Source organism: Pseudocitrobacter sp. 2023LY-00077, from assembly GCF_055796175.1.
Window position 1 is genome coordinate 1 of sequence record NZ_JBSPEI010000026.1, and the last position, 22,146, is coordinate 22,146.

The window sequence follows — 22,146 nt, forward strand, 5'->3', positions numbered from 1 at the left end:
TAGAGATGGTAATGCCGGGCGACAACATCAAAATGGTTGTTACCCTGATCCACCCGATCGCGATGGACGACGGTCTGCGTTTCGCAATCCGTGAAGGCGGCCGTACCGTTGGCGCGGGCGTTGTTGCCAAAGTAATGAGCTAATTGCTGATAACATTTGACGCAATGCGCAATAAAAGGGCATCATTTGATGCCCTTTTTGTACGCTTTCGAAGCAGAACCTGGCTCATCAGTGATTTTATTTGTCATAATCATTGCTGAGACAGGCTCTGAAGAGGGCGTTGAGTCCGAAACTTACTTTCGGTTTGGATCGCCTCGCACCCGCGGGGTGAAAATGTTTGTAGAATTCTTCTGACAGGTTGGTTTATGAGTGCGAATACCGAAGCTCAAGGGAGCGGGCGCGGCCTGGAAGCGATGAAGTGGGTTGTGGTTGCGGTGCTGCTGATTGTGGCTATCGTCGGCAACTATCTTTATCGTGACATGATGCTGCCATTGCGCGCGCTGGCCGTAGTAATTCTTATTGCTGCAGCGGGTGGTGTCGCGCTGTTAACGACAAAAGGAAAAGCGACCGTTGCGTTTGCACGTGAAGCGCGTACTGAAGTTCGCAAGGTTATCTGGCCGACTCGCCAGGAAACACTGCATACTACGCTTATTGTTGCTGCGGTTACCGCGGTAATGTCGCTGATCCTGTGGGGACTGGATGGTATTCTGGTTCGCCTGGTCTCTTTTATCACTGGCCTGAGGTTCTAAGATGTCTGAAGCACCTAAAAAGCGCTGGTACGTCGTTCAGGCGTTTTCCGGTTTTGAAGGCCGCGTAGCCACTTCGCTGCGTGAGCACATCAAATTACACAACATGGAAGAGCTGTTTGGCGAAGTCATGGTCCCGACTGAAGAAGTCGTTGAGATCCGTGGCGGCCAGCGTCGCAAAAGCGAGCGCAAATTCTTCCCGGGTTACGTTCTGGTCCAGATGGTCATGAACGATGCGAGCTGGCACCTTGTGCGTAGCGTGCCGCGCGTAATGGGCTTCATCGGCGGTACTTCTGACCGTCCGGCGCCGATCAGCGACAAAGAAGTTGATGCGATTATGAACCGCCTGCAGCAGGTTGGTGATAAGCCGCGTCCGAAAACGCTGTTCGAACCGGGTGAGATGGTTCGCGTTAACGACGGTCCGTTTGCCGACTTTAACGGTGTCGTTGAAGAAGTGGATTACGAGAAGTCTCGCCTGAAAGTATCTGTTTCTATCTTCGGTCGTGCGACTCCGGTAGAACTGGACTTCGCGCAGGTAGAAAAAGCGTAACGCAGCGATCAAAAAAGCAGCGATTTAATCGTTGCATGGGGCGCGAAATTGGCATACAATTTCGCGCCTTTTGTTTTTACGGGCACAGCCCGTAAAACGATATTTATCACGGGGAGCCTCATTGAGGCGCTATTACCCACTTAGAGGAAATTGCAATGGCTAAGAAAGTACAAGCCTACGTTAAGCTGCAGGTTGCAGCTGGTATGGCAAACCCGAGTCCGCCGGTTGGTCCAGCACTGGGTCAGCAGGGTGTGAACATCATGGAATTCTGCAAAGCGTTCAACGCAAAAACTGATTCCATCGAAAAAGGTCTGCCGATTCCGGTTGTTATCACCGTTTACGCTGACCGTTCTTTCACCTTCATCACCAAGACTCCGCCGGCAGCAGTTCTGCTGAAAAAAGCGGCTGGTATTAAGTCTGGTTCCGGTAAGCCGAACAAAGAGAAAGTTGGTAAAATTTCTCGCGCTCAGCTGCAGGAAATCGCGCAGACCAAAGCTGCCGACATGACTGGCGCCGACATTGAAGCGATGACTCGCTCCATTGAAGGTACTGCACGTTCCATGGGCCTGGTAGTGGAGGATTAAGAAATGGCTAAACTGACCAAGCGTATGCGCGTGATCCGTGAAAAAGTTGATGCAACTAAACAGTACGACATCAACGAAGCTATTGCTCTGCTGAAAGAGCTGGCCACTGCTAAATTCAACGAAAGCGTTGACGTTGCTGTTAACCTCGGCATCGACGCTCGTAAATCTGACCAGAACGTACGTGGTGCAACTGTACTGCCGCACGGTACTGGCCGTTCCGTTCGCGTTGCCGTATTTACCCAGGGCGCAAACGCTGAAGCTGCTAAAGCTGCAGGCGCTGAACTGGTAGGTATGGAAGATCTGGCTGACCAGATCAAAAAAGGCGAAATGAACTTCGACGTTGTTATTGCTTCCCCGGATGCAATGCGCGTTGTTGGCCAGCTGGGTCAGGTTCTGGGCCCGCGCGGCCTGATGCCAAACCCGAAAGTTGGTACTGTAACGCCTAACGTTGCTGAAGCGGTTAAGAACGCTAAAGCAGGTCAGGTTCGTTATCGTAACGACAAAAACGGCATCATCCACACCACCATCGGTAAAGTGGACTTTGACGCTGACAAACTGAAAGAAAACCTGGAATCTCTGCTGGTTGCGCTGAAAAAAGCAAAACCGACTCAGGCGAAAGGCGTGTACATCAAGAAAGTTAGCATCTCCACCACCATGGGTGCAGGTGTTGCAGTTGACCAGGCTGGCCTGAGCGCTGCTGCAAACTAATGCCTTTACGTGGGCGGTGATTTTGTCTACAATCTTACCCCCACGTTTGCTAACAATTAATTGTTAGCGGCTAAAAGATTTGTTCGTTGGAGCCTGGCCTATCCAGGCCTCCGTCGAAGACCGCAGGAGTTTCGCAAGAAACTTAATCCCCTGCGTAGACGGTGACAGAACGCTAAGATTATTTTTTAAAGTACTCTTTGGCTTGTTTCTGCTCACCGTATTTAAGACGCTCTCTCCATTTTGGAGGAGTGAAGTGAGTTCCAGGGCATGAGCCCTGGCAAACATCCAGGAGCAAAGCTAATGGCTTTAAATCTTCAAGACAAACAAGCGATTGTTGCTGAAGTCAGCGAAGTAGCCAAAGGCGCGCTGTCTGCAGTAGTTGCGGATTCCCGCGGCGTAACTGTAGACAAAATGACCGAACTGCGTAAAGCAGGTCGCGAAGCCGGCGTATACATGCGTGTTGTTCGTAACACCCTGCTGCGTCGTGTTGTTGAGGGTACTCAGTTTGAGTGCCTGAAAGACGCGTTCGTTGGTCCGACCCTGATTGCATACTCTATGGAACACCCGGGCGCTGCTGCTCGTCTGTTCAAAGAGTTCGCGAAAGCGAATGCAAAATTTGAGGTCAAAGCTGCAGCCTTTGAAGGTGAGTTGATCCCGGCATCGCAAATCGATCGCCTGGCAACCCTGCCGACCTACGAAGAAGCAATTGCACGCCTGATGGCAACCATGAAAGAAGCTTCGGCTGGCAAACTGGTTCGCACTCTGGCTGCTGTTCGCGATGCGAAAGAAGCTGCTTAATCGCAGTTATCTTTATCAAGTATTCGCTTACGTATAAACTTATTCTGATTTTCAGGAACAATTTAAATGTCTATCACTAAAGATCAAATCATTGAAGCAGTTGCCGCTATGTCCGTAATGGACGTTGTAGAACTGATCTCTGCAATGGAAGAAAAATTCGGTGTTTCCGCTGCTGCTGCTGTAGCTGTAGCTGCTGGCCCGGCTGAAGCTGCTGAAGAAAAAACTGAATTCGACGTAATTCTGAAAGCTGCTGGCGCTAACAAAGTTGCTGTAATCAAAGCAGTACGTGGCGCAACTGGCCTGGGTCTGAAAGAAGCGAAAGACCTGGTTGAATCTGCTCCGGCCGCTCTGAAAGAAGGCGTGAGCAAAGACGACGCAGAAGCACTGAAAAAATCCCTGGAAGAAGCTGGCGCTGAAGTTGAAGTTAAATAAGCCAACCTTTCCGGTTGCAGCCTGAGCAATTAGGCTGATGGCTGGTGACTTTTTAGTCACCAGCCTTTTTGCGCTGTAAGGCGCCAGTAGCGTTTCACACTGTTTGACTACTGGTTGTCCTGACAATGCTTGTTTCTATCGACGACTTAATATACTGCGACAGGGTGCTCGCTCTGTGTAAATCGCAACGAAATGATTTAAGCGTGATAGCAACAAGCATTGCGGAAAGTGTTCCATTTTCCGGTCAACAAAATAGTGTTGCACAAACTGCCATTCAATTGGGCAGATGGGTCGACTTGTCAGCGAGCTGAGGAACCCTAATGGTTTACTCCTATACCGAGAAAAAACGTATTCGTAAGGATTTTGGTAAACGTCCACAAGTACTGGATGTGCCTTATCTCCTTTCTATCCAGCTTGACTCGTTTCAGAAGTTCATCGAGCAAGATCCTGAAGGGCAGTATGGTCTGGAAGCAGCCTTCCGTTCCGTATTCCCGATTCAGAGCTACAGCGGTAATTCCGAGCTGCAATACGTCAGCTACCGCCTTGGCGAACCGGTGTTTGACGTCCAGGAATGTCAGATCCGTGGCGTGACCTATTCCGCACCGCTGCGCGTAAAACTGCGTCTGGTGATCTACGAGCGCGAAGCGCCGGAAGGCACCGTAAAAGACATTAAAGAACAAGAAGTCTACATGGGTGAAATTCCGCTCATGACTGACAACGGTACCTTTGTCATCAACGGTACTGAGCGTGTTATCGTTTCTCAGCTGCACCGTAGTCCGGGCGTCTTCTTTGACTCCGACAAAGGGAAAACCCACTCTTCGGGTAAAGTGCTGTATAACGCGCGCATCATTCCTTACCGTGGTTCCTGGCTGGACTTCGAATTCGATCCGAAGGACAACCTGTTCGTACGTATTGACCGTCGCCGTAAACTGCCTGCGACCATCATTCTGCGTGCGCTGAACTACACCACTGAGCAGATCCTTGACCTGTTCTTTGAGAAAGTTGTTTTCGAAATTCGCGACAACAAGCTGCAGATGGAACTGGTGCCGGAACGCCTGCGTGGTGAAACCGCATCCTTTGACATCGAAGCTAACGGTAAAGTGTACGTTGAAAAAGGCCGCCGTATTACTGCGCGCCACATTCGCCAGCTGGAAAAAGACGATATCAAACATATCGAAGTTCCGGTTGAGTACATTGCTGGTAAAGTTGCGTCTAAAGACTACGTTGACGAATCGACTGGCGAGCTGATCTGCCCGGCTAACATGGAGCTGAGCCTGGATCTGCTGGCTAAGCTGAGCCAGTCTGGCCACAAACGTATCGAAACGCTGTTCACCAACGATCTGGACCACGGTCCGTACATCTCTGAGACTGTACGCGTTGACCCAACCAACGATCGTCTGAGCGCGCTGGTAGAAATCTACCGCATGATGCGCCCGGGTGAGCCGCCGACTCGTGAAGCAGCTGAAAGCCTGTTTGAGAACCTGTTCTTCTCCGAAGACCGCTATGACCTGTCTGCGGTTGGTCGTATGAAGTTCAACCGTTCTCTGCTGCGCGACGAAATCGAAGGTTCCGGTATCCTGAGCAAAGAAGACATCATCGAAGTGATGAAAAAGCTCATCGATATCCGTAACGGTAAAGGCGAAGTCGATGATATCGACCACCTCGGTAACCGTCGTATCCGTTCCGTTGGCGAAATGGCGGAAAACCAGTTCCGCGTTGGTCTGGTACGTGTAGAGCGTGCGGTGAAAGAGCGTCTGTCTCTGGGCGATCTCGATACCCTGATGCCTCAGGATATGATCAACGCCAAACCGATTTCTGCAGCAGTGAAAGAGTTCTTCGGTTCCAGCCAGCTGTCTCAGTTTATGGACCAGAACAACCCGCTGTCTGAGATTACGCACAAACGTCGTATCTCCGCACTCGGCCCAGGCGGTCTGACCCGTGAACGCGCAGGCTTTGAAGTTCGAGACGTACACCCGACTCACTACGGTCGCGTATGTCCAATCGAAACGCCTGAAGGTCCGAACATCGGTCTGATCAACTCCCTCTCCGTGTACGCACAGACTAACGAATATGGCTTCCTCGAGACGCCGTATCGTAAAGTGACCGACGGTGTGGTAACTGATGAAATTCATTACCTGTCTGCTATCGAAGAAGGCAACTACGTTATTGCTCAGGCGAACTCCAACCTGGACGATGAAGGCCACTTCGTAGAAGACCTGGTAACCTGCCGTAGCAAAGGCGAATCCAGCTTGTTCAGCCGTGACCAGGTTGACTACATGGACGTATCCACCCAACAGGTGGTATCCGTCGGTGCGTCCCTGATCCCGTTCCTGGAACACGATGACGCCAACCGTGCATTGATGGGTGCGAACATGCAACGTCAGGCGGTTCCGACCCTGCGCTCTGATAAGCCGCTGGTTGGTACCGGTATGGAACGTGCTGTTGCCGTTGACTCCGGTGTTACTGCAGTTGCTAAGCGTGGCGGTACCGTTCAGTACGTGGATGCTTCCCGTATCGTTATCAAAGTTAACGAAGACGAGATGTACCCGGGCGAAGCAGGTATCGACATCTATAACCTGACCAAATACACCCGCTCTAACCAGAACACCTGTATCAACCAGATGCCTTGCGTATCTCTGGGTGAGCCGGTTGATCGTGGTGATGTGCTGGCTGATGGCCCGTCCACCGACCTCGGTGAACTGGCGCTGGGTCAGAACATGCGCGTGGCATTCATGCCATGGAACGGTTACAACTTCGAAGACTCCATCCTCGTATCCGAGCGTGTTGTTCAGGAAGATCGTTTCACTACCATCCACATTCAGGAACTGGCATGTGTGTCCCGTGACACCAAGCTGGGGCCGGAAGAGATCACCGCCGACATCCCGAACGTGGGTGAAGCTGCGCTCTCCAAACTGGATGAATCCGGTATCGTATATATCGGTGCAGAAGTGACCGGTGGCGACATTCTGGTTGGTAAGGTAACGCCGAAAGGTGAAACCCAGCTGACCCCAGAAGAGAAGCTGCTGCGTGCGATCTTCGGTGAGAAAGCGTCTGACGTTAAAGACTCTTCTCTGCGCGTGCCGAACAGCGTGTCTGGTACCGTTATCGACGTTCAGGTCTTTACCCGCGATGGCGTGGAAAAAGACAAACGTGCGCTGGAAATCGAAGAAATGCAGCTCAAACAGGCGAAGAAAGACCTGTCTGAAGAACTGCAGATCCTCGAAGCTGGCCTGTTTAGCCGTATTTACGCTGTGCTGGTTGCCGGTGGCGTTGAAGCTGAGAAGCTCGACAAACTGCCTCGCGATCGCTGGCTGGAACTCGGCCTGACCGACGAAGAGAAACAAAATCAGCTGGAACAGCTGGCTGAGCAGTATGACGAACTGAAACACGAGTTCGAGAAAAAACTCGAAGCGAAACGCCGCAAAATCACCCAAGGCGACGATCTGGCACCGGGCGTGCTGAAAATCGTCAAGGTATACCTGGCCGTTAAACGCCGTATCCAGCCTGGTGACAAAATGGCAGGTCGTCACGGTAACAAGGGTGTAATTTCTAAGATCAACCCGATCGAAGATATGCCGCACGATGCTAACGGTACGCCGGTAGATATCGTACTGAACCCGCTGGGCGTACCGTCTCGTATGAACATCGGTCAGATCCTCGAAACCCACCTGGGTATGGCTGCGAAAGGTATCGGCGATAAGATCAACGCCATGCTGAAACAGCAGCAGGAAGTCGCGAAACTGCGCGAATTCATCCAGCGTGCGTACGATCTGGGCGCCGACGTTCGTCAGAAAGTTGACCTGAACACCTTCAGCGATGAAGAAGTTCTGCGTCTGGCTGAGAACCTGAAAAAAGGTATGCCGATCGCAACGCCGGTCTTCGACGGTGCGAAAGAGTCTGAAATCAAAGAGCTGTTGCAGCTGGGTGGCCTGCCGACTTCCGGTCAGATCACACTGTTCGACGGCCGTACGGGTGAGCAGTTCGAGCGTCAGGTAACCGTCGGTTACATGTACATGCTGAAACTGAACCACCTGGTTGACGACAAGATGCATGCGCGTTCTACCGGTTCTTACAGCCTGGTTACTCAGCAGCCGCTGGGTGGTAAGGCGCAGTTCGGTGGTCAGCGCTTCGGGGAGATGGAAGTGTGGGCGCTGGAAGCATATGGCGCGGCATACACCCTGCAGGAAATGCTCACCGTTAAGTCTGATGACGTGAATGGCCGTACTAAGATGTATAAAAACATCGTAGACGGTAACCATCAGATGGAACCGGGCATGCCGGAATCCTTCAACGTACTGTTGAAAGAGATCCGTTCGCTGGGTATCAACATCGAGCTGGAAGACGAGTAACTCTCGCTCAAACAGGTCACTGGTGCTGGCGTAACAGCCAGCACCAGATTGTGCTAACTCCGACGGGAGCAAATCCGTGAAAGATTTATTAAAGTTTCTGAAAGCGCAGACTAAAACCGAAGAGTTTGATGCGATCAAAATTGCTCTGGCATCGCCAGACATGATCCGTTCATGGTCTTTCGGTGAAGTTAAAAAGCCGGAAACCATTAACTACCGTACGTTCAAACCTGAGCGTGACGGCCTTTTCTGCGCCCGTATCTTTGGGCCGGTAAAAGACTACGAGTGCCTGTGCGGTAAGTACAAGCGCCTGAAACACCGTGGTGTGATCTGTGAGAAGTGCGGCGTTGAAGTGACCCAGACTAAAGTACGCCGTGAGCGTATGGGCCACATCGAGCTGGCGTCTCCGACTGCGCACATCTGGTTCCTGAAATCGCTGCCGTCCCGTATCGGCCTGCTGCTGGATATGCCGCTGCGTGATATCGAACGTGTTCTGTACTTCGAATCCTATGTGGTTATCGAAGGCGGTATGACGAACCTGGAACGTAACCAGATTCTGACCGAAGAACAGTATCTGGACGCGCTGGAAGAGTTCGGTGACGAATTCGACGCGAAGATGGGTGCGGAAGCTATTCAGGCCCTGCTGAAAAGCATGGATCTGGAGCAAGAGTGTGAAACTCTGCGTGAAGAGCTGAACGAAACCAACTCCGAAACCAAGCGTAAAAAGCTGACCAAGCGTATCAAACTGCTGGAAGCGTTCGTTCAGTCTGGTAACAAACCAGAGTGGATGATCCTGACCGTTCTGCCGGTACTGCCGCCAGATCTGCGTCCGCTGGTTCCGCTGGATGGTGGTCGTTTCGCGACTTCTGACCTGAACGATCTGTATCGTCGCGTCATTAACCGTAACAACCGTCTGAAACGTCTGCTGGATCTGGCTGCGCCGGACATCATCGTACGCAACGAAAAACGTATGCTGCAGGAAGCGGTCGACGCCCTGCTGGATAACGGTCGTCGCGGTCGTGCGATCACCGGTTCTAACAAACGTCCTCTGAAATCTTTGGCCGACATGATCAAAGGTAAACAGGGTCGTTTCCGTCAGAACCTGCTCGGTAAGCGTGTTGACTACTCCGGTCGTTCTGTAATCACCGTAGGTCCATACCTGCGTCTGCATCAGTGCGGTCTGCCGAAGAAAATGGCACTGGAGCTGTTCAAACCGTTCATCTACGGCAAGCTGGAACTGCGTGGCCTCGCCACCACCATCAAAGCCGCTAAGAAAATGGTTGAGCGCGAAGAAGCTGTCGTTTGGGATATCCTGGACGAAGTTATCCGCGAACACCCGGTTATGCTGAACCGTGCACCAACTCTGCACCGTTTGGGTATCCAGGCGTTTGAACCGGTTCTGATCGAAGGTAAAGCTATTCAGCTTCACCCGCTGGTTTGTGCGGCATACAACGCCGACTTCGATGGTGACCAGATGGCTGTTCACGTACCGCTGACGCTGGAAGCCCAGCTGGAAGCGCGTGCGCTGATGATGTCTACCAACAACATCCTGTCCCCTGCGAACGGCGAGCCAATCATCGTTCCGTCTCAGGACGTTGTATTGGGTCTGTACTACATGACCCGTGACTGTGTTAACGCCAAAGGCGAAGGCATGGTGCTGACTGGCCCGAAAGAAGCTGAGCGTATTTATCGCGCTGGCCTGGCCTCTCTGCATGCGCGCGTTAAAGTGCGTATCACCGAATACGAAAAAGATGAAAACGGCGAGTTTGTTGCTAAAACCAGCCTGAAAGACACGACCGTTGGCCGTGCCATTCTGTGGATGATCGTACCTAAAGGTCTGCCGTTCACTATCGTGAACCAGGCTCTGGGTAAGAAAGCGATCTCCAAAATGCTGAACACCTGCTACCGTATTCTGGGCCTGAAACCGACCGTTATTTTTGCGGACCAGACGATGTACACCGGCTTTGCTTATGCAGCGCGTTCAGGTGCATCCGTTGGTATCGATGACATGGTCATCCCGGAGAAAAAATACGAGATCATCAGCGAAGCGGAAGCTGAAGTTGCTGAGATCCAGGAACAGTTCCAGTCTGGTCTGGTTACCGCGGGTGAACGCTACAACAAAGTTATCGATATCTGGGCTGCGGCGAACGATCGTGTATCCAAAGCGATGATGGATAACCTGCAAACCGAAACCGTGATTAACCGTGACGGCGTAGAAGAGCAGCAGGTTTCCTTCAACAGCATCTACATGATGGCCGACTCCGGTGCGCGTGGTTCTGCAGCACAGATTCGTCAGCTGGCAGGTATGCGTGGTCTGATGGCGAAGCCGGATGGCTCCATCATCGAAACGCCAATCACCGCGAACTTCCGTGAAGGTCTGAACGTACTCCAGTACTTCATCTCGACCCACGGTGCTCGTAAAGGTCTGGCGGATACCGCACTGAAAACAGCGAACTCCGGTTATCTGACCCGTCGTCTGGTTGACGTGGCGCAGGATCTGGTTGTTACCGAAGACGATTGTGGCACGCTGGAAGGCATCACCATGACCCCGGTTATCGAGGGTGGTGACGTTAAAGAGCCGCTGCGCGATCGCGTACTGGGTCGTGTAACCGCTGAAGACGTTCTGAAGCCGGGTACGGCGGACATTCTTGTTCCACGCAACACGCTGCTGCACGAGCACTGGTGTGACCTGCTGGAAGAGAACTCCGTTGACTCCGTCAAAGTTCGTTCCGTCGTATCCTGTGACACCGACTTTGGTGTATGTGCGCACTGCTACGGTCGTGACCTGGCGCGTGGCCACATCATCAACAAAGGTGAAGCTATCGGCGTTATCGCGGCACAGTCCATCGGTGAGCCGGGTACACAGCTGACCATGCGTACGTTCCACATCGGTGGTGCGGCATCGCGTGCGGCTGCTGAATCCAGCATCCAGGTGAAAAACAAAGGTAGCATCCGTCTGAGCAATGCGAAGTCGGTTGTGAACTCCAGCGGTAAACTGGTTATCACCTCGCGTAACACCGAACTGAAACTGATCGACGAATTCGGCCGTACCAAAGAAAGCTATAAAGTGCCTTACGGCTCTGTTATGGCGAAAGGTGATGGCGAACAGGTTGCTGGCGGCGAAACCGTTGCAAACTGGGATCCGCACACCATGCCGGTTATCACCGAAGTAAGCGGCTTTATTCGCTTCACTGACATGATCGACGGCCAGACCATTACGCGTCAAACTGACGAACTGACCGGTCTGTCTTCTCTGGTAGTTCTGGATTCCGCAGAACGTACCGCGGGTGGTAAAGATCTGCGTCCGGCGCTGAAAATTGTTGATGCGAACGGTAACGACGTTCTGATCCCAGGTACCGATATGCCTGCTCAGTACTTCCTGCCGGGCAAAGCGATTGTTCAGCTGGAAGATGGCATTCAGATCAGTTCTGGTGACACCCTGGCCCGTGTTCCACAGGAATCCGGCGGTACCAAGGATATCACCGGTGGTCTGCCACGCGTTGCGGATCTGTTCGAAGCACGTCGTCCGAAAGAGCCGGCAATCCTGGCTGAAATCAGCGGCATCATTTCCTTCGGTAAAGAAACCAAAGGGAAACGTCGTCTGGTTATCACCCCGGTAGACGGTAGCGATCCGTACGAAGAGATGATTCCGAAATGGCGTCAGCTCAACGTGTTCGAAGGTGAACGTGTAGAACGTGGTGACGTAGTTTCCGACGGTCCGGAAGCGCCGCACGACATCCTGCGTCTTCGTGGCGTACACGCGGTAACGCGTTATATCACCAACGAAGTTCAGGACGTATACCGTCTGCAAGGCGTTAAGATTAACGATAAACACATTGAAGTTATCGTTCGTCAGATGCTGCGTAAAGCCACCATCGAAAACGCAGGTAGCTCCGACTTCCTGGAAGGCGAACAGGTTGAATACTCTCGCGTCAAGATCGCTAACCGCGAACTGGAAGCGAACGGCAAAGTTGCGGCGACATTCTCCCGCGACCTGCTGGGTATCACCAAAGCGTCTCTGGCAACCGAGTCCTTCATCTCTGCGGCATCGTTCCAGGAGACAACTCGTGTCCTGACCGAAGCAGCCGTTGCGGGTAAACGCGACGAACTGCGTGGCCTGAAAGAGAACGTTATCGTAGGTCGTCTGATCCCGGCTGGTACCGGTTATGCGTACCACCAGGATCGTATTCGCCGCCGTGCAGCAGGTGAAGCTCCTGCTACTCAGCAGGTGAGTGCGGAAGAAGCGTCTGCCAGCCTGGCAGAACTGCTGAACGCAGGCCTGGGCGGTTCCGATAACGAGTAATCGTTAAGGTAGCGCTTAAAAAGCCAGTCGGGTTTCCCGGCTGGCTTTTTTTATATCTGTAAAAAATCAATGGCTAAAAATTCTACGCATATCAAAAAACCACATTTATAAAGTGGATATAGTCGAAGCACCATAGCAATCAAATGAATGACTTACAGACCCGGCACAGCACCGTCGGACGGGGTTTATTTGCCCTGAAAAAGGCAAAGGAGGAAATCCAAACAACAAAAATCAGCGCTCGACAAAATAGCGGATATTAACGGACAGGATTTGGGGGATGCATGGAATTTGCTATACAACTTATTATCATCTTAATTTGTTTGTTCTACGGCGCGAGAAAGGGCGGTATTGCGCTGGGGCTTTTGGGCGGCATCGGGCTGGTTATTCTGGTCTTTGTTTTTCATCTTCAGCCGGGTAAACCGCCTGTCGATGTGATGCTGGTGATTATTGCCGTGGTGGCCGCATCGGCAACGCTTCAGGCTTCCGGCGGCTTAGATGTGATGCTGCAAATTGCCGAAAAACTTCTGCGACGTAACCCGAAATATGTCTCCATCGTCGCGCCTTTCGTGACCTGTACACTGACCATTCTCTGCGGTACCGGGCATGTCGTGTATACCATTTTGCCAATTATTTACGATGTGGCGATCAAAAATAATATCCGGCCGGAACGTCCTATGGCGGCGAGTTCTATCGGCGCGCAGATGGGCATTATTGCCAGCCCGGTCTCGGTTGCCGTGGTGTCATTAGTGGCGATGCTTGGTAATTTCACCTTCAACGGCAAGCATCTCGAATTCCTCGATCTCTTATCCATTACTATCCCCTCAACGCTACTCGGCATTCTGGCGATTGGTATTTTCAGCTGGTTCCGCGGAAAGGATTTAGATAAAGACCAGACCTTCCAGGAATTTATTGCCGTGCCGGAAAACCGCCACTATGTGTATGGCGATACGGCGACGCTTTTAGATAAAAAACTCCCCACCAGTAACTGGGTGGCGATGTGGATCTTCCTGGCATCCATTGCGGTAGTGGCACTGCTGGGGGCATTTTCAGAACTGCGTCCGGCCTTTGATGGTAAGCCATTGTCGATGGTGCTGGTCATCCAGATGTTTATGCTGCTCTCCGGCGCGCTGATCATCATCATCACCAAAACTAACCCGGCGTCGATTTCCAAAAACGAAGTGTTCCGTTCGGGCATGATTGCGATTGTTGCGGTGTACGGCATCGCCTGGATGGCGGAAACCATGTTCGGCGCGCACATGTCTGAAATTAAAGGCGTGTTAGGCGAAATGGTGAAGGAGTATCCGTGGGCCTATGCGATTGTACTGCTGCTGGTCTCGAAATTCGTGAACTCACAGGCGGCAGCGTTGGCGGCGATCGTTCCGGTTGCGCTGGCGATTGGCGTGGATCCCGCGTATATCGTGGCATCAGCGCCTGCCTGCTACGGTTACTATATTCTGCCAACCTATCCCAGCGACCTGGCGGCGATTCAGTTTGACCGTTCAGGCACCACGCACATTGGTCGCTTCGTGATTAACCACAGCTTTATTCTGCCGGGCTTGATTGGCGTGAGTGTCTCGTGCGTATTCGGCTGGGTATTCGCCGGGCTGTACGGTTTTCTGTAATAAAAAAGCAGGTGCCTTACGGCACCTGCTTTACTGCGTTTGATTACGTGGTACGACGATAGAGTTCAATCATATCCGTCGCTAAATCCTGAATCACCATCGCGTTCATCAGATGGTCCTGAGAGTGAACGGTAATCAGGTTTACCGGTAATTTACCGGTGCCTTCATCCAGACCAATAAGCTGGGTCTGAATGGTGTGTGCATGCTTCACGTAGTCGTGTGACTCCGCCATCGCTTTTTCTGAACCGGTGAAATCGCCTTTACGCGCCAGCTGTAACGCGGTTAATGCAGCACTACGCGCAGCGCCAGCGTTCACCAGCAGCTCCATAATGGTGGTTTCCAAATCTTCCATGCCAGCTTACTCCATCAGTTTGAGGGCTTTTTCCAGAACGGCATCACCTTTCATCATGCCGTAATCCATCATGTCGATAACCGCGACTTTTTTGCCCAGCGGATCGGCCTGCGCCTGCAGCTTAGCTTGCTCATACTTGACCTGTGGGCCAAGCAGGATGATGTCGGCTTCATTGAGATTGTCTTTAAACTCCGCGACCGGCACGGCCTTGATGGAAACCTCAATACCTTTCTTCTGAGCTGCGTCTTTCATACGTTGAACCAGCATACTGGTGGACATACCTGCAGCACAGCATAAAACGATGTTCTTCATAATTCGCCCTCATGTTCCTTGATGTCACATCTTTATCGCGGGAGAGGGGGTTCAACAACTGCTTTGCGGCGATTGTGTGTAAGCCATCACAAAGAAAGGCTGAAAAAACTGAAACCGGTTACATTTTTGCTGGCGGTGTAAAAAAAGCCCACGACGGTGGGCTCATTGAGTGGAAGGGAAATCAGGCCACGGTCGTGCGCAAAATCCGGTTTTTCCCTTGCTGTTTTGCTTTATAAAGCGCTTCATCAACGCTAACAATCAGTTGCTCCAGCGATTCCATATTCCATTCGCCCAGTCCGCCGCTGAAGGTCACGCTGAGCCCCTCTTCACGCCACGTGCGTTGCGCGACTTTCTCACGCCAGTTTTCCAGCAGGGTACGGGCAGAATCGATATACGTTGCCGGAAAAATAACGGCGAACTCCTCACCGCCATAGCGATAAATCGATATCTCATGCGGTTGCAGAATTTGTATCCCTTCGCGCGCGACGTTGCGCAGCACGATATCGCCGTTCAGGTGACCCCAGGTATCATTGATCGACTTGAAGTTATCGATATCTACCAGCGCTAATGCGAACGGCTGGTGATCGTTCATCAGCGCGGCGATATCGCTGTCGAAGGCGCGACGGTTTTTACAGCCGGTCAGGGCATCAATTGTGGCCTGGCGGACGTAGGCAATTTCGCGTTCTTTATTGGTTTCAATGGCTTTGCTTAACATCGCTTCCAGCCGGGGCGCGCGGTTTACGTCGCCCGTTTTAATGGCATTGATGATATTCATTAGCACGGTGCGCGAGGCGTGGCGCAAATAGAGGGCAAAGACGATGATGACAAAGGCGGCGACGGCAAATCCCCAGGCCACAATAACCGTTTCATGATGGGCGAGGTCGGCGAGCGTATGGTCGGAGACTTTATAAATGACGAACCAGTCGGGATTGGTGAACGAGTAATAGTAGAGCCAGGTTTTGCTCTTGCCGTCGTGTATTTCCCCTTCCGCATTGGTCATTTGGTCCATCAGCGTCTCAGGCACAATATTACTGAACAGGCGGGTGGTATCCGGGTGAAGCACGGCCTTGCCATCGCGGTTAACCACAAAAAATTCCCCGCTGACCGGTGATTGCATTTGTCGCAGGGTATAACTCATTGACGGCAAATCCAGGTGAAATGCCAGCGTTCCTTTCAATTTCCCATCCGGAGAAACGACAGGCTTGGCCATAGTAATGGTGGTTTCGCGGGTAAAGTAGTCCGTATAGGGCTGCGTATAGCGCGCAAATAACCCAGAGTCACCCTGCGCCCGGAACCAGGGACGCGTTGTGGCATTGAACTCCCCGCTGTCGGATGTCGCCATAACCTGCGGGACGCGCAAATAATTCCCATGAGGGTCGGCGACAGAGATGGACGTTACCGTCGGCATCAGCGCCAGCAGGTGCATCATGAGCTCAGTGCCTTTCTCCGGATCGCGATTAACGACGTTATCCAGCTGTTCATTGTTCGATAAAAAGGTCGTCGCGCGGCTTAAAATATAATCATCTTCGCGCAGGATAGATTCCATGTAATTCACCGCCATGTTGTGGGTGAAGTTACGGTTGATATGGTGGTAATCCTCAATGATATCTTTACGCTGATTGAGCATCACGAGGGTGGCAATGACCAGGAAGCTCAAAAGGATACCCGCGAAACTGATGATTATCGGCGTGGTAAACGACAGTTTCCTGCTATGAGTACTCATAACGTTTTCTTCGTTCCAGAAGGTGAATGGCAAAAGTATAAGGGGCCAGGGGGTGTTGTGCGGCGATATATAAAAGTTATGCTTTCCTTATTGTTTATAGGGTAATCAAATCAGAGACGCAAAAATAGTTGCCGATTATCTTAAAAGCGTAAGAGAGGCAGGGCGGTAGAGGAAGGAAGAGCCGCCCTGGTCAACATCCTGCTGACGAGGGCTAGCGTATTCCGCCACGTGCTTTTCAACAACGCGCAATGTGCTGCGCTGCGAGTCTCTTCGCAGACAACATCATGCGCTTACATCACTCTCCTCAGGGTTGCGAGGCGCGTCCCAGCCAGCCGTCCCAGTCTTTCCATACTGGCTGTAAACCACGCTCGCGCAGGGCATCTGCCACCGCTTCCGGTCGGCGGGCATCGTGCGGGGAAAATTGTTCCAGTTCAGGGTGATCGTCGGCATAACCGCCGGGCTGCGTTTTTGAGAACGCGCTAACGTTGTTGATTGCCAGGGGGATCACGTTGTCGCGAAACCAGGGCGATTCGCGGGTGGAGAGCGACAGCTCAATTTCCGGTGAGAAAAGGCGAAACGCGCAAATTACCTGTACCAGCTGCTTTTCATCCATCAGGGACGCGGGTTCTACGCCGCCTGCACACGGACGCAGGCGGGGAAAGGAGACAGAGTAGCGGCTTTGCCAGTAGTGGTGCTGAAGCCACAACAAATGCTCAGCCACCATAAAGCAATCCACCCGCCAGCTGTCCGACAGGCCAATCAGCGCGCCGAGGCCGATTTTATCAATCCCTGCCTGGCCCAGGCGGTCCGGCGTATCCAGCCGCCAGAAGAAATCCTGCTTTTTGCCTTTCAGATGATGATGGGCGTACTGCGCCTCGTGGTAGGTCTCCTGATACACCATCACCCCATCCAGCCCCAGCGTTTTCAGCTCAGCATACTCTTCGGTAGAGAGCGGCTGCACTTCCATTTGTAGCGAGGAAAACTGGCTGCGGATGGCGGGAAGATGGCGGCGAAAATAGTCCATCCCGACTTTACTCTGATGCTCGCCGGTCACCAGCAGCAGGTGCTCGAAATTCATGGCGCGGATGGCGGCACATTCGCGGGCGATTTCAGTTTCGTCCAGCGTCTTACGCTTGATGCGATTACTCATGGAGAAACCACAGTAAGTGCAGTCGTTGGCGCACAGGTTCGAAAGATACAGCGGTACGTAAAAACTCACGGTGTTGCCGAAGCGCTGACGGGTGAGTCGCTGTGCGCGCTGCGCCAGCGGTTCAAGATAATCGGCGGCGGCGGGAGAGAGCAGCGCCATCATATCGTCGCGCGTCAGATGACTGGCGGCCAGCGCGCGCTCAACGTCGGCCGCGGTTTTACTGCTGATTTTCAGGCGCAGATCGTCCCAGTTGAGCTCGCGCCAGCGATCGCTAAAGGCGCTCATACGCTGGCCTCCAGAAAACCGGTTAACGGGCTGGTGGCGACGGCGTGCGTGCGGCGTGCGCCCGGTACTGCCTGGCGTGCCAGAATACCGGCATCGACTGCCATACGAAACGCGTGTGCCATCATTACCGGATCATCGGCGACGGCAATGGCGGTATTCACCAGCACCGCGTCGGCACCCATCTCCAGCGCCTGCGCGGCGTGGCTCGGCACGCCAATGCCCGCATCAACCACTACCGGAACATTCGCCTGAGCGATGATAATCTCTAACATCGCGCGGGTTTCCAGCCCCTGATTCGAACCAATCGGCGCACCCAGCGGCATCACGGCGGCGCATCCCGCTTCTTCAAGACGCTTACACAATACCGGATCTGCGCCGCAGTACGGCAGCACCACAAAACCGTCTTTCACCAGCAGTTCAGCGGCTTTCAGGGTTTCGATCGGGTCGGGCAACAGCCAGCGTGCGTCAGGGTGAATTTCCAGCTTCAGCCAGTTTGTGCCCAGCGCTTCACGGGCTAACTGCGCGGCGAATACTGCTTCTTCCGCCGTTTTTGCGCCGGAGGTATTCGGCAGCAGCGTGACGCCCGCTTCGCGCAGCGGTTCCAGAATGGCATCGTTATTCTGACGCAAATCGACGCGCTTCATCGCCAGCGTGACAAGCTGACTGCCCGATGCGCGAATGGCATCGACCATCACCTTCGATGATGCGAATTTTCCGGTACCCGTAAATAAGTGAGAATCAAAGATTTTATCGGCAATGCGTAACATGTCAGCCCCCGGCTATAACCTGAAAAAGCAGGATCTGATCGCCGTCCTGCACAATGTGATGTTCCCAACGCTCGCGCGGCAGGATTTGCTGATTGAGCGCCAGCGCGACGCCCGGCTTTAACTGTTCCAGTTGGGTGAGCAGGGCGCTGACGGAGAGCCCCTCCGCACACTGCATGGATTCGTCATTAAACTGAATCTGCATGACGGCCTCCACAAACCGGGCAGCCCGCCGCGCGATGCAGCGCCAGGTTTCGCCACTGGTGGGCGCGTGCGTCAAACAGACGCAAGGTATTGCTGGTGGGCATACCGCTTAACAGCTTGATGGCTTCCAGTGCCTGCAATGTACCCATTACGCCCACGACCGGGCCGACCACGCCTGCCGTGCGGCAGTTGCGTTCCGGTTCGGCGTCATCGGGCCACAGACAGCGGTAACAGCCTTGCGTCCACGGCGGTGTCAGTACCATCATCTGCCCACCGAACCCCACCGCGCTGGCCGTAATCAGCGGCGTGTTCAGCGCCACGCAGGCCGCGTTGATCGCCTGGCGCGTCGCCATGTTATCGGTGCAATCAAGCACCAGATCCGCGTCGTGCACCGCCTGCTTTAGCGCATCGCCCGCCAGCCGTTGGGCGATCGTTGTGAGAGTGATATCCGGGTTTAACGCCGCCAGTCGCGCGCGCGTTGCCTCTGCTTTTGAGCGCGCGATGTCGGGCGTGGTAAAGGCAATCTGACGATGCAGATTACTCAGATGCACCTCGTCATCGTCGGCAAGCACCAGCGTGCCGACGCCCGCACCGGCAAGATACAGCGCCGCAGGCGCGCCTAAGCCGCCGAGCCCGACGATAAGCACCCGGCTGGCGAGCAGTTTTTGCTGACCCTCCACGGCGATATCCTCCAGTAACATCTGGCGACTGTAGCGCATGAAATCGCGATCATTCATCGCCCACTCCCGCCAGCGCCAGCAGTTTCGCGGTGGCATCGCGCCAGTCTGCGGCTTGCGTAATCGCGCTCACGACGGCGATGCTGCCAACGCCCGTCGCCAGCACTGCCGGCGCACGTTCAAGGCTAATTCCGCCAATGGCGACGGTGGGGTAATCGTCCAGGCGTTTAATATGCGCGGCGAGCTGTTCCAGCCCCTGCGGCGCGGAGGGCATCTGCTTGGTTTGCGTTGGGAACACGTGACCCAGCGCGATGTACGAAGGCTGCGCCGCCAGCGCCACGTCAATTTCCATATCATCGTGAGTCGATACGCCAAGCCGTAAGTTGGCCGCGCGAATCGCGTCGAGATCGGTGGTTTCCAGATCTTCCTGCCCCAGATGCACGCCATAAGCCTGGTGTTTAATCGCCAGACGCCAGTAGTCGTTGATAAACAGACGCGCGTTATAGCGACGGCCGAGATCTATCGCGGCAACCACATCGGCCTCGACCTCGTCGTCGTGTTTGTCCTTAATGCGTAACTGAATGGTGCGTACGCCCGCTTCCAGCAAACGTGCGATCCACTCCACGCTATCAACAACCGGGTAGAGGCCCAAACGGAAAGGAACCGGGGGAAAATGAGGCTGGTACATTATAAATTCTCCTGAGGGATATAGAGTTCGCCACCCCGGGCGCGGAACTGACCAGACATCTCGTTCATCCCGGTCTCTGCGGCCTGTTTTGCCGCGTAATCGCGAACTTCCTGGGTGATTTTCATTGAGCAGAATTTGGGGCCGCACATCGAGCAGAAATGGGCAACTTTGCCCGATTCCTGCGGCAGTGTTTCATCGTGATAGGCGCGAGCGGTGAAGGGGTCGAGCGCCAGGTTAAACTGATCTTCCCAGCGGAATTCAAAGCGTGCTTTAGACATGGCGTTATCGCGAATCTGCGCGCCGGGGTGGCCTTTTGCCAGGTCTGCCGCGTGGGCGGCGATCTTGTAAGTGATAAGTCCTTGCTTCACATCGTCTTTATTCGGTAAGCCGAGGTGCTCTTTTGGCGTGACGTAGCAGAGCATCGCGCAGCCGAACCAGCCAATCATCGCCGCGCCAATCCCGGAGGTGAAATGGTCGTAGCCTGGTGCAATATCGGTGGTGAGCGGCCCTAACGTATAAAACGGCGCTTCATGGCAGTGCTCCAGCTCTTCGGTCATATTACGGCGGATCATCTGCATTGGCACATGGCCGGGCCCTTCAATCATCACCTGCACGTCATATTCCCAGGCGATTTTGGTCAATTCGCCCAACGTGTGAAGTTCTGCAAACTGGGCTTCATCGTTGGCATCCTGAATTGAGCCAGGACGCAGGCCGTCGCCCAGCGACAGCGATACATCATAGGCGGCGCAAATTTCACAAATTTCGCGGAAGTGCTGATAAAGGAAGTTTTCCTGATGATGCGAGAGGCACCACTTCGCCATGATTGAGCCACCGCGCGACACAATACCGGTCAGGCGTTTGGCGGTCATCGGCACGTAACGCAGCAGCACGCCCGCATGAATGGTGAAGTAGTCTACGCCCTGTTCGGCCTGTTCCAGCAACGTATCGCGGAACGCTTCCCAGCTCAGATCCTCGGCGATCCCATTGACCTTCTCCAGCGCCTGGTAGATCGGCACGGTGCCGATTGGTACCGGGCTGTTGCGCAGGATCCATTCGCGGGTTTCGTGGATGTAACGCCCGGTGGAGAGGTCCATCACCGTATCGGCGCCCCAGCGCGTTGCCCACACCAGTTTTTCCACCTCTTCTTCAATCGAGGAGCTGACTGCGGAGTTACCGATATTGGCGTTCACCTTCACCAGGAAGTTACGCCCGATGATCATCGGTTCCGATTCCGGATGGTTAATATTGGCCGGGATAATCGCCCGACCTGCCGCCACTTCGGCACGGACAAACTCAGGCGTGATGTTTTGTGGTAGCAGCGTGTCGAAGCTTTGCCCCGGATGCTGCTGGCGCAGTACTTCGCTGCGAATGCGCTCGCGCCCCATATTTTCGCGCAGGGCGATAAATTCCATCTCCGGGGTGATTACCCCCCGACGAGCATAATGGAGTTGGGTGACGCGCTTGCCGGGACACGCGCGTTTTGGCGTCAACAGGCCGGTGAAGCGCAATTCGTCGAGAAATTCGTCCGCGAGGCGGGCCTGAGTATAGGCGGAGCTGCGCGCCGTTAAGGTTTCGCTATCGGCGCGCGCGTCAATCCACGGCTGGCGCAGTTTTGCCAGGCCCTGGCGGATATCGATTTTTTCGGCTGGGTCGCCGTAGGGGCCGGAGGTGTCATACACCGGGATCGCTTCATTCTCTTCGTACTGCGCATTATCCTCGCTGCCGCCAATGAGCGTGGGGCTAAGCTGAATTTCGCGCATCGGCACGCGTACGCCAGGCTGTGTACCTGCGAGATAAATACGGCGCGAGTTAGGGAAAGCGGTGCCTTCCAGAGTATCAATAAAGCGTTGAGCCTGTTCGCGTTGTTCACGGCGAGTCAGTTTTGTTGTAGACATAGCGCAT

At 53.7% G+C, this 22,146-nt stretch carries 19 protein-coding genes; 10 read left to right on the forward strand and 9 right to left on the reverse strand.

What is annotated here, in order from left to right; genetic code table 11:
* The 10 genes from ACWWFX_RS22935 to dcuB all read left to right on the forward strand — a co-directional run.
* On the forward strand, nucleotides 1-143 hold a 143-nt coding region (locus ACWWFX_RS22935; RefSeq protein ID WP_446661267.1), incomplete at its 5' end, for an EF-Tu C-terminal domain-related protein.
* A 222-nt stretch (nucleotides 144-365) separates the two neighbouring features.
* Nucleotides 366-749: a preprotein translocase subunit SecE gene (gene secE / locus ACWWFX_RS22940; RefSeq protein WP_003862342.1), complete on the forward strand. Its 384-nt coding sequence runs from the start codon at nucleotides 366-368 to the stop codon at nucleotides 747-749.
* 1 nt (nucleotide 750) lies between these two features.
* A complete protein-coding gene (nusG, locus tag ACWWFX_RS22945; protein WP_003862341.1) occupies nucleotides 751-1,296 on the forward strand; it encodes a transcription termination/antitermination protein NusG in 546 nt (181 codons plus the stop codon).
* A gap of 155 nt (nucleotides 1,297-1,451) precedes the next feature.
* Entirely contained in the window at nucleotides 1,452-1,880 is a 429-nt protein-coding gene (rplK, locus tag ACWWFX_RS22950; protein WP_015966392.1) for a 50S ribosomal protein L11, read from the forward strand.
* Between the two features lie 3 nt (nucleotides 1,881-1,883).
* Complete coding sequence (gene rplA, locus ACWWFX_RS22955; protein WP_276224678.1) at nucleotides 1,884-2,588, forward strand: 50S ribosomal protein L1; 705 nt, start codon at nucleotides 1,884-1,886, stop codon at nucleotides 2,586-2,588.
* Between the two features lie 300 nt (nucleotides 2,589-2,888).
* Complete coding sequence (gene rplJ / locus ACWWFX_RS22960) at nucleotides 2,889-3,386, forward strand: 50S ribosomal protein L10 (protein WP_002438625.1); 498 nt, start codon at nucleotides 2,889-2,891, stop codon at nucleotides 3,384-3,386.
* Nucleotides 3,387-3,452: 66 nt separating this feature from the next.
* Nucleotides 3,453-3,818: a 50S ribosomal protein L7/L12 gene (rplL, locus tag ACWWFX_RS22965; protein ID WP_006176746.1), complete on the forward strand. Its 366-nt coding sequence runs from the start codon at nucleotides 3,453-3,455 to the stop codon at nucleotides 3,816-3,818.
* 320 nt (nucleotides 3,819-4,138) lie between these two features.
* Nucleotides 4,139-8,167, forward strand: coding sequence for a DNA-directed RNA polymerase subunit beta (gene rpoB, locus ACWWFX_RS22970; protein WP_327622015.1), 4,029 nt, complete (start codon nucleotides 4,139-4,141; stop codon nucleotides 8,165-8,167).
* A 76-nt stretch (nucleotides 8,168-8,243) separates the two neighbouring features.
* On the forward strand, nucleotides 8,244-12,467 hold the full coding sequence (gene rpoC / locus ACWWFX_RS22975) for a DNA-directed RNA polymerase subunit beta' (RefSeq protein WP_473224853.1): 4,224 nt from the start codon (nucleotides 8,244-8,246) through the stop codon (nucleotides 12,465-12,467).
* Nucleotides 12,468-12,748: 281 nt separating this feature from the next.
* A complete protein-coding gene (gene dcuB, locus ACWWFX_RS22980) occupies nucleotides 12,749-14,089 on the forward strand; it encodes an anaerobic C4-dicarboxylate transporter DcuB (RefSeq protein WP_015966387.1) in 1,341 nt (446 codons plus the stop codon).
* Nucleotides 14,090-14,132: 43 nt separating this feature from the next.
* On the opposite strand, the gene ACWWFX_RS22985 is transcribed toward dcuB, so the two are convergent.
* The 9 genes from ACWWFX_RS22985 to thiC all read right to left on the reverse strand — a co-directional run bounded on the left by ACWWFX_RS22985 (nucleotide 14,133) and on the right by thiC (nucleotide 22,139).
* The gene (locus ACWWFX_RS22985) at nucleotides 14,133-14,441 is read right to left on the reverse strand and encodes a PTS lactose/cellobiose transporter subunit IIA (protein WP_473224854.1); all 309 of its coding nucleotides are present in this window, start codon (nucleotides 14,439-14,441) and stop codon (nucleotides 14,133-14,135) included.
* A gap of 6 nt (nucleotides 14,442-14,447) precedes the next feature.
* Nucleotides 14,448-14,753, reverse strand: a complete 306-nt coding sequence (locus ACWWFX_RS22990; RefSeq protein WP_108477138.1) for a PTS sugar transporter subunit IIB — start codon at nucleotides 14,751-14,753, stop codon at nucleotides 14,448-14,450.
* A gap of 181 nt (nucleotides 14,754-14,934) precedes the next feature.
* Nucleotides 14,935-16,476 (reverse strand): sensor domain-containing diguanylate cyclase, encoded by a 1,542-nt coding sequence (locus ACWWFX_RS22995; protein WP_473224855.1) that lies wholly within the window; start codon nucleotides 16,474-16,476, stop codon nucleotides 14,935-14,937.
* A gap of 304 nt (nucleotides 16,477-16,780) precedes the next feature.
* A complete protein-coding gene (gene thiH / locus ACWWFX_RS23000; protein WP_276224682.1) occupies nucleotides 16,781-17,911 on the reverse strand; it encodes a 2-iminoacetate synthase ThiH in 1,131 nt (376 codons plus the stop codon).
* Complete coding sequence (gene thiG / locus ACWWFX_RS23005) at nucleotides 17,908-18,678, reverse strand: thiazole synthase (RefSeq protein ID WP_276224683.1); 771 nt, start codon at nucleotides 18,676-18,678, stop codon at nucleotides 17,908-17,910. Before thiG ends, thiH begins: the two co-directional genes overlap by 4 nt.
* A gap of 1 nt (nucleotide 18,679) precedes the next feature.
* Entirely contained in the window at nucleotides 18,680-18,880 is a 201-nt protein-coding gene (gene thiS, locus ACWWFX_RS23010; RefSeq protein WP_276224684.1) for a sulfur carrier protein ThiS, read from the reverse strand.
* Entirely contained in the window at nucleotides 18,864-19,616 is a 753-nt protein-coding gene (locus ACWWFX_RS23015) for a HesA/MoeB/ThiF family protein (protein ID WP_276224685.1), read from the reverse strand. Before ACWWFX_RS23015 ends, thiS begins: the two co-directional genes overlap by 17 nt.
* Nucleotides 19,609-20,244 carry a thiamine phosphate synthase gene (gene thiE / locus ACWWFX_RS23020; RefSeq protein WP_276224686.1) on the reverse strand — a complete coding sequence of 212 codons (636 nt, stop codon included), beginning with the start codon at nucleotides 20,242-20,244 and terminating at the stop codon, nucleotides 19,609-19,611. Before thiE ends, ACWWFX_RS23015 begins: the two co-directional genes overlap by 8 nt.
* On the reverse strand, nucleotides 20,244-22,139 hold the full coding sequence (gene thiC, locus ACWWFX_RS23025) for a phosphomethylpyrimidine synthase ThiC (protein ID WP_473224856.1): 1,896 nt from the start codon (nucleotides 22,137-22,139) through the stop codon (nucleotides 20,244-20,246). Before thiC ends, thiE begins: the two co-directional genes overlap by 1 nt.
* Nucleotides 22,140-22,146 lie beyond the last annotated feature (7 nt).